An 8,381-nucleotide genomic window follows, 5' to 3' on the forward strand; every position below is an offset into this window, starting at 1 on the left:
TGGAAAAACCGTTACTTATCGAAGGACCTGCAGGGGTCGGAAAAACAGAACTCGCCAAAGTCCTCGCCTCTGTCCTTGATACGAAACTAATCCGTCTTCAATGTTATGAAGGACTTGATACTACAACAGCGCTATATGAATGGAACTACCCTAAACAAATGCTTTATATCCGTATGAGCGAAAATGATTTTCCTTCAGACGAGAAAAAAGCACCGGATATATTTGATGAACATTTTTTGTTACGAAGACCATTGCTTGATGCCATAACGGAGGACGAAAAAGCTCCAGTCTTGCTTATTGATGAGATTGACCGTGCCGATGAGGCTTTTGAAGCATTCCTTCTTGAATTATTGGGCGAATTCCAAGTGACTATTCCTGAATGGGGCACGATTAAGGCGCAACATAAACCATACGTAATTCTAACATCAAATCGCACACGGGAATTAAGCGACGCATTAAGGCGGAGGTGTCTGTACGAGTGGATCGATTATCCGGACATAGAAAAAGAAACGGACATCTTACGAGCAAAATTGCCGGGAATCGAAAAACGATTGGCAAAACAAATTGCAAGTACTATGCAGAGACTTCGTGACCTGCCTTTTTACAAACCACCAGGAGTAGCGGAAAGCCTAGACTGGGCACGTGCACTATCCATGTTTGTAAATGCAGATGGTGACGAACTACCCGTTACAGATACACTTGGTTGTCTTGTAAAGGATCGCAATGACTGGAAATTACTTACAGAAAATATGGACATATTGCGTGAAGTCGAATGATGGAAACGAAACACATTGAAACTGCCGCTCAAATACTTTTCAAAGATATTAATACTTTTATCCATTACTTACGAGCTGAAGGTTTTACCATCTCAACTGAGGAAACAATTGCTGCTTTTCGTGCACTTGAGATGCTTCATTTAGCCGATGAAACAGAAGTTTTTCTTGGTTTGCGCACAGTACTTTGCTCTACACGTATGGAAAGAGAGAGATTTGAACATTTATTCACTGCATTTTTTCATGGTATGCAAAATGAGAATGAATTGAAAGAAAAAGTAAATGGAAGCCATGCTAATGGAGATGATGAAAAGGAGCAGAAACCAACCGAAACCGAAGATGAAATGATAGAAACTAATATAGCAAGTGAAGAAGAAAACACTACTGAACGTATCGGACAAAAAAATAGCTCTGATGGGATGACTGAAAAAAAGGAAACATCATTTTTACAAGCAGTCCTCCAAAGTCAAACCGCATCAAAACAGATCAGAACTGTCTCTGTTCCAAGTGATCACTATGCAGATTTGTTAAAGGCTGCTCGTTTATTCATCCACTCCGTACGGTTAAAACCGAGTCGGCGTTGGCAAGCCCAACCTAATGGTAGACGAATCGATTTAAGACGGACATTTAGAAAAAGTATTAGTACAGGTGGATATGCCATCAATCCTGCAAAATCTGAGCGCCGTAAAAACAAAGCACGTTTCGTCCTATTATGTGATGGAAGTCGCTCAATGGCACCATATACGGAATTATTTTTGCAGTTTGCTGCTGCAATACATCGAGAAACAGCACAGACAGAACTTTTTTTATTTTCCACTGAGGTAAGGAGAGTAACTCACTTACTTAAGAAAGCTTTACCACCTCACAATCTATCACTTCGAAATCTTGGTTCAGAATGGGGTGGTGGCACATGTATTGGTGAAGCGTTGACCAATGTTATACAAGAAGAACGACCCCAGCTACTGTCAAAACAAACTATATTTATTATCTTTAGCGATGGTTTGGAAAGTGGCGAACTATTTACGTTAGAAAATGGTATGCGAACATTGAAACAACGAGTAAATTGCATCATCTGGCTTAATCCGCTTAAAGGCAAATCGGGATATGAACCATTGGCACGTGGCATGCAAATCGCACTTAAATATATAGATATTTTCGCAGAAGCGCACGATGTAACAGCTTTTTATAAGTTGGCACAATGCATGAGACAAAGGAGGGAATAAGTTGAAAGAAAATAAAGATATCGTTAAGGCATTGGAACAGGCCTACCAAAATGGCAAACGGACTGCTCTTGCTACAGTTGTTGGAGTTACGGGATCAGCTTACCGACGTGAAGGAGCAAAAATGCTCGTTGATGAAGATGGGAAAACGACTGGACTTATTTCCGGTGGTTGCTTGGAGCCCGATGTTGTAATAACGGCACAACAAGTGATCGAAAATGGCGAAGCCTTATTAAAAGAGTACGATATGGATGAAGAAACAGTATGGGGATTAGGTTTAGGCTGTCCTGGGATTGTCCAACTGTACATTGAACCTTTATCGGAGGTGAATGATGCGTGAAACAACAACCATTCAATGCATGGATTGATTGTGTTAAGAATGATCAAGCGGGAATGCTTGCCACTATTCTTAACGGTTCCGAAATTATTCACAAAGGAAGCAGATTGTTTGTTTCGGAAAATGGTGACAAGCGTGGTAGCCTTGGAGATATTATTCTAGATGAAAAGATCGTTAAGTTGGGGACAGAAAGGCTTCGACAAATGGTTCCAGAATCGAAAACACATATTTTTGATATCAAAGGAAAATCCATTTCTGTTTTTCTCGATGTGCATATTCCATCCCCCAAGGTAATGATTTTTGGTGCTGGTCATGATGCAATTCCAGTGGCATCATTTGCTCGACAAAGTGGATTCGATGTCACTGTGATTGATCAACGTGAAGCTTTTGCCCGTGAAGAACTATTTCCAGGGGCAAAAATCATACTTGCTCGACCTGAATATTTGGCAGACAAGGTTTACCCCGATAAACGGACATTAATTATCATTATGAATCACCACCTTGATAAAGACAGAGATTGTTTACACTTTTCCTTGGAATCTGAGGCACCGTATGTCGGTCTACTTGGACCACGGAAAAGGTGTAATCGACTGTTAAGGGAGCTTGAGTCAAAAGGAATAAAATTTTCGCGAGAAACATTGTCCCGACTGTACAATCCGGTTGGTCTCGATATTGGTGCGGAAGGCTCTGACGAAATTGCAATCAGCATCGTTTCGGAAATGATTGCTTTCAAAAATAAAAAAAATGGCAAGTCGCTAAGAGAACAATATATCACTGATGAAATTTATAAACTAGCAGAATAAAGGTGAATTGATTATGGCCGCAATATCCGCATTGATTTTGGCTGCAGGTACATCTAGTAGAATGGGACAAACGAAACAATTACTCGACTTAGGTGGGGCTCCGTTACTAAAACGTGTCATCCAAAATGTAAAAATCTTCCCTTTCACTAAAATAATTATCGTTATTGGACATGACGCTGAAAAAATACAAAATAATATCGCCATGAAAGATGAAAGATGTCGCTGGATTTTTAATCCAAAATATGCCTACGGACAAAGTCACTCTTTAAAAACAGGTGTGGCGGCGATTCAAACCGAACATGTCATGGTATTTTTGGGGGATCAACCCTTTATCAAAGACACAACGATTCTAAAAATCTATGAAAAGGGGAATAAATGCGGGCGAGAAATGGAATCTCCTTTTGTTGTACGTCCTATTTATCGAAACATCCCTGGACACCCCGTCTTTTTCGGTAACGTCAAGCAAATTAGTTTCAATGAATTGCCCCAGGATCAAGGAGCAAAAACACTAATCAAACAAATTAATAATTATTATGAACTTCCTGTTACAGATGACGGATCCATCTTTGACATCGATACACCGCAAGCTTATGAAATAGCGAGACAAAGATGGGAAAGTCAGATTAAGACCCCAAAACCTTAATATACCAAGGATTTGGGGCTTACTTTTTGTAAGGCGTTAATTAAACGGGCATCTTATACGACTTGCTATGATTCAGTGAACCAACTTATTGAGTGATAGATATCATTCAGGCCATCGTGATAACCCCAACCCATTCCGTCCGGTTCCAATATGATCGCATACAACCGATCCTAAAATTGATTAAATATCTTCTATCTTTTTCACAGGCTACAGCTCTACTTTATGATACATAGTCTTCATACTGTCATGTCTGTTCTTCTTTATTTTCACTTACTAAAATCAAGGGTATTCCCGGCTAATTGATATAAATAAACAGGTAAATTAAATGCTTTATTCTGTCATTTCAGATTGAATTTCAATAATTTTTTCTTTGCTAAGACCAGTGGTTTCCATAATAAAATCAATATCCATCCCTTTATTTAATAAATGAATAACAGTCTTTTCTAGTCTTAGTCTTAATTCTTGAGATTTTCTTTCAATATCTTGTTCCCTTTGCTGTATCTCTTGTTCCTTTTGTTCTACCTTTTGATTCATTTGTTCGGCTTCTAGTTTCGTTTGTTCCGCTTCTTTTTTCGTTTTTTCATACAATTTCTGCTTTTTTTCTAAGTTCTCCTCCATTGATCTTATTGTTTCACGATACGATTCTTCGTCTAGCACACGTTTTAAGCGAGATTGATACGCTAAAAATTGCTCTTGTGTCATACTCAACTCTTCCCATTGTGCAAAAGCGTCCCGCAATGTTTCATCCTTCATGGCGATCTCCTCCAGTTCCTCATAAATTTCTTCGTAGACTTTCTTGTTTCTACCATCGACCATTCCAAGCATTAAAAGCCATCGTGCCAACACATTATTCCAGGGATCTAACTTATCCGCTTTCCAGTCTCTAATTAACTTCGTCATCTCAATGAAATGAAATTCCATTACATCTGTCAATTTAATGTTTTTTGTGCTTTCGCGTAAATGAAATATCGTATGAAATAAGTCTATTTCAGTCATCATATTATAGTTTAGGATGTTGATAACAATGACTGGTCGCAATTCCCTGTACTCCATTCCTTTCTCAAGGGGAGAAGAATAAATTCCAGCCCAGTAGTAAATGGAGCGCTTAACCATATCATACTTATTTGAAAATTGAATTTCTACATTTATTCTCTCATTAGCGTCCGTTAACACTAATAAATCTAGTCTAGATTCCTTATCTTCTTCGTACTCCCTGCCAGTTTCCGTATTTAAAAATGTGACCTCTTGGATTTTGTTTCTTCCCGACTTTTGTAAAATTGCATTTAAAAATTCAATGGTGATTTTCTTGTTCTTTTCGTTTCCAAAGAGCTGATTGAAAGCGTAATCAATTTTTAGATCCATTAGCCTCTCTAACGGAATCCGTTTCAGTAACTCAGTTCTTCTGTTTTCTTTTATCTCTTTCTTTTTTCCACTATATTTATTTTTGTCTTCTTGTACCCTAGATAAGGGGGAAAAATTTGGTGAACTTTCATAAATTAATTCAGTTTGTGCCATTTAAACACTTCCTTCTAATATGATGGAACTGCAAATAAATGATACTATGTATAGTATACACTAATCGAGCGTTAAGAACAAGCGTTCCAAATTAGGTAGTAATTTTTAATAATAACACTTAGTACATATATCAAAAGATAACCGCTACAAAATTTTGCTGACTCAATTTTAATATCAATTGGGATTTTCCAATTAAAGAAAATACATAGCCCTGTCTATTTTTTAAATCCTTCATCGACTAAAGAATTTCCTTCTTGGTCAAACAAAACAGTGAGACCGCTCCCTGCTCCTGTATGATTTAGCATATAAAGAACACCGGTATCGTTGTCACAGATGATTTTAAAGACTTCTAATTTTCCCTGCATATAGATCACTTCAAATCTTTTCTTACTTATTAAAACTTACTCCCGTATTTTATCAACATTCTTTCCCGCTTTCACCGTTTATTTAAAATCAATATCCTGGACTCTTACCATAGACCAAATAGCATTCCAATTCTTACTTCTTACTCTTTTTTCGTACATATCCATTCTTTCTTTTGTTTCCATAAAATAAGGTGTAGGCTTGATTGTTAAATTGACAGCATCTTGAATACCGTGTGGTGCAGTTAAAATAAGTCTATCTATTTCATCTAGTTTTACTCCTAAAGCTGTTGCTGTTTCAGGAAATTTTGAAATTGCATCCACTGATGAGGTATAAGGTGGAATTCCATTAACAATGTGCATCCTCGCCTGATTTTTGACTGACCATGGAATGGAAGGAGCCAAAGAAAATAATCGCTTCTCCAATTTTCTGTCCGTTTCATCACTTACATTTAAAGGATCAAAATAAATTACATCAACGTCTGGCAAGGGAGTTCTCTTATTAAAACCATGCATATAATCCCAAATAATAGAACGAACAAATCCTGCACAAATCCACCAATCAGGTAAATTTAAAGACTTTGCACACGTTAATACCTCCATCATCCATCTATCTTTTTCAATTAGTAATATAATATCTTCTTCATTTTTAATCATTACATCAACTCCATGATAATTTTTCAAAAATCCTCACTATTTAACCGAGTGTTTTATAATATCCTGTCGCTTTTGCCTCAAATCCTCTGTTCGTGTAGAATTGATGTGCTTCGTTACGTTCACTCCTGTTACCACTATTCAATACCAATCTATTAGCACCTTGATCCTCTGCCCATTCTTCTGCTGACTCTATCAACTTTTGACCAATTCCCTTTTTTCTATAGTTGGAGTCAACTACTAGCGCTACAATTCTTACATAATTTTCATTTTTCTCGTAGTGGTATCCTAATATCATACCGATCATCCCTACGATTCTTTCATTAACCTCGGCTACTTGTGTATGATATAGATTACAAGAATTAATTTTTGAAAAACGCTGTTCCATTTCCTCTTTCATCGTTGGATATCCTAACTCGCACATCAACTTTGCCATTTGACTAATGTCACTTTCAGTAGCTTTTCTAATCAATCTGTTCGCCTCCTAAAGTAATAATTTTTATTTACTTACCAAAATGGAAAATATGTATGTATTTTTTAATAATTTTAGTCTATCGGCAACTGTCGCTTTGTATAAACTAATATTTCCGACAGTTGGTTGGGATGCATCTGATTGAATCTCAAAATTTTCATTTAAAGATATAGTCTAAACTGCTTCGTCATTTTTCTTTAAAACAACAGCCAATGTTCCGTATTGAACAATATTTTCCCATTCAAACAATTCCGTTTTACTATTTGTAGTTACGGAAATACCTTCCGCATTACTAATAACTTCTATATGATCCGCTTACCATTTTCCATTAATTTTAGCTCCTACATAATAATACGAAATACCACTTCCTCGAGCACCATACGTACCGATAAACATTGAATCGTATTGTCTTTGATCTTATATGTTACAGCAACCACATCATAAGCCAACTACTCTACATTAAATTCGCCAACTGTTTCATATAGTAACTTTTCTTTTGGACGAGCTAGAAAACATCATTTTTATTAGCAAACTCCTTTTTGTCTATGCACTACGCTTACTATCAAAGTCACATTCCATTTTACCATAATTTCACATCTGTTGTTCACACTACATTAGAAATAACGGATTCTATTCAACATTAAACTATGATAAATCGGATTAATGGTTAAAAAATAAAAACATACCCCACACACATTCCGGATATTAAATAATAGACTTAAACTCCGGAATAGATGAGCGGTATGTTTTACAAAAATCTCTATAAAATTTTTCCTATCTATTTTGACCCTTCCGTTTGGGTGACACTAGATTGTCTCGTTAAAGAATAAATTGCACATAAAAATGCAATTACGACAACACCTGAGCCTACATGAGCGGTACTTATTACGGATTCAAAATGCCTAAGTGTTATTCCTCCAATTCCAGATCCTAGGGCAATTCCTAGCTGCAAAGCAGAGTTATTAAGGCTCTGGTGGATATCAGAAGATTCGGGATCTGTCTGGATAACGTAGCTTTGCATCGGCGGCGTTAAAGCCCAACTAAGCGCTCCCCAAATTACCATAACAACAAGAAATACAGGAAATGAAAACGTTGCATATGGAAGAACATATAAAATTATAGCAAAGAAACTAATTACAATTAAAATGCTTTTGGGTGAACCGATTCGATCAGCAAGTGTTCCTCCAATTGCTCCTCCAGATACGGCTGCAAGACCAAATAGAAAATAACTTATACTTATCCAAGTTGGACTTAAATTTAGAGTAGTCTCTAAAAAAGGTGTAAAATATGCATACAGTGTATAATGACCAGCTAACATGAACATCAGCGCCAAATGTGCCCCTACAATTTTCACATTTCCAAGCGCTTTAATCTGTGTTGATAATGGGAGTACATTCTCAGTAGGAATTTTTTCTAAAAATGTATAAATTAGAATTCCAGAACCAATTGACAATACAGCAATTCCGAGAAAAACCGAACGCCAACCGAACGCATTTGTAAGTAAAATACCAATAGGAACTCCTAACACGAGAGATGAACTTATTCCCATATAGATTAAACCAATTGCTTTTCCTCGATGAGCGGGTTCCACAATCCTCGGGG

The 8,381-nt window shown here is 36.9% G+C and carries 10 protein-coding genes; 5 read left to right on the forward strand and 5 right to left on the reverse strand.

Going from position 1 to position 8,381, the window contains the following annotated elements; all coding sequences use genetic code 11:
* The 5 genes from ACPYKA_RS16110 to ACPYKA_RS16130 all read left to right on the forward strand — a co-directional run.
* Positions 1–776 (forward strand): AAA family ATPase (locus tag ACPYKA_RS16110; protein ID WP_479543239.1); only part of this gene is annotated, 776 nt, incomplete at its 5' end.
* Positions 776–1,996 carry a vWA domain-containing protein gene (locus ACPYKA_RS16115; RefSeq protein ID WP_479543240.1) on the forward strand — a complete coding sequence of 407 codons (1,221 nt, stop codon included), beginning with the start codon at positions 776–778 and terminating at the stop codon, positions 1,994–1,996. The genes ACPYKA_RS16110 and ACPYKA_RS16115, both read left to right, overlap by 1 nt.
* Before the next feature lies 1 nt (position 1,997).
* Entirely contained in the window at positions 1,998–2,333 is a 336-nt protein-coding gene (locus tag ACPYKA_RS16120; RefSeq protein WP_479543241.1) for an XdhC family protein, read from the forward strand.
* Positions 2,330–3,133 (forward strand): XdhC family protein, encoded by an 804-nt coding sequence (locus ACPYKA_RS16125; RefSeq protein ID WP_479543242.1) that lies wholly within the window; start codon positions 2,330–2,332, stop codon positions 3,131–3,133. The genes ACPYKA_RS16120 and ACPYKA_RS16125 overlap by 4 nt, the downstream gene beginning before the upstream one ends.
* Positions 3,134–3,146: 13 nt before the next feature.
* A complete protein-coding gene (locus tag ACPYKA_RS16130) occupies positions 3,147–3,776 on the forward strand; it encodes a nucleotidyltransferase family protein (RefSeq protein WP_479543243.1) in 630 nt (209 codons plus the stop codon).
* Positions 3,777–4,106: 330 nt separating this feature from the next.
* Here the strand turns inward: ACPYKA_RS16130 and ACPYKA_RS16135 are convergent, their stop codons facing one another.
* The 5 genes from ACPYKA_RS16135 to ACPYKA_RS16155 all read right to left on the reverse strand — a co-directional run.
* Entirely contained in the window at positions 4,107–5,291 is a 1,185-nt protein-coding gene (locus ACPYKA_RS16135; RefSeq protein ID WP_479543244.1) for an Rpn family recombination-promoting nuclease/putative transposase, read from the reverse strand.
* Positions 5,292–5,506: 215 nt separating this feature from the next.
* Positions 5,507–5,665, reverse strand: coding sequence for a DUF6440 family protein (locus tag ACPYKA_RS16140; protein WP_479543245.1), 159 nt, complete (start codon positions 5,663–5,665; stop codon positions 5,507–5,509).
* Between the two features lie 69 nt (positions 5,666–5,734).
* Positions 5,735–6,310: a nucleotidyltransferase family protein gene (locus ACPYKA_RS16145; RefSeq protein ID WP_479543246.1), complete on the reverse strand. Its 576-nt coding sequence runs from the start codon at positions 6,308–6,310 to the stop codon at positions 5,735–5,737.
* Between the two features lie 40 nt (positions 6,311–6,350).
* The gene (locus ACPYKA_RS16150; RefSeq protein ID WP_479543247.1) at positions 6,351–6,779 is read right to left on the reverse strand and encodes a GNAT family N-acetyltransferase; all 429 of its coding nucleotides are present in this window, start codon (positions 6,777–6,779) and stop codon (positions 6,351–6,353) included.
* 778 nt (positions 6,780–7,557) lie between these two features.
* Positions 7,558–8,381: MFS transporter (locus ACPYKA_RS16155; RefSeq protein ID WP_479543248.1), on the reverse strand; the 824-nt coding region annotated here is incomplete at its 5' end.

Source organism: Pseudogracilibacillus amylolyticus (SeqCode) (genome assembly GCF_051918545.1).
Classification (GTDB): domain Bacteria; phylum Bacillota; class Bacilli; order Bacillales; family Amphibacillaceae; genus Pseudogracilibacillus.

Coding starts and splice junctions, on each gene's coding strand:
- ACPYKA_RS16115 (WP_479543240.1), top strand. CDS start 776: ATGGAAACGAAACACATTGAAACTGCCGCTCAAATACTTTTCAAAGAT.
- ACPYKA_RS16130 (WP_479543243.1), top strand. CDS start 3,147: ATGGCCGCAATATCCGCATTGATTTTGGCTGCAGGTACATCTAGTAGA.
- ACPYKA_RS16135 (WP_479543244.1), bottom strand. CDS start 5,291: ATGGCACAAACTGAATTAATTTATGAAAGTTCACCAAATTTTTCCCCC.
- ACPYKA_RS16145 (WP_479543246.1), bottom strand. CDS start 6,310: ATGATTAAAAATGAAGAAGATATTATATTACTAATTGAAAAAGATAGA.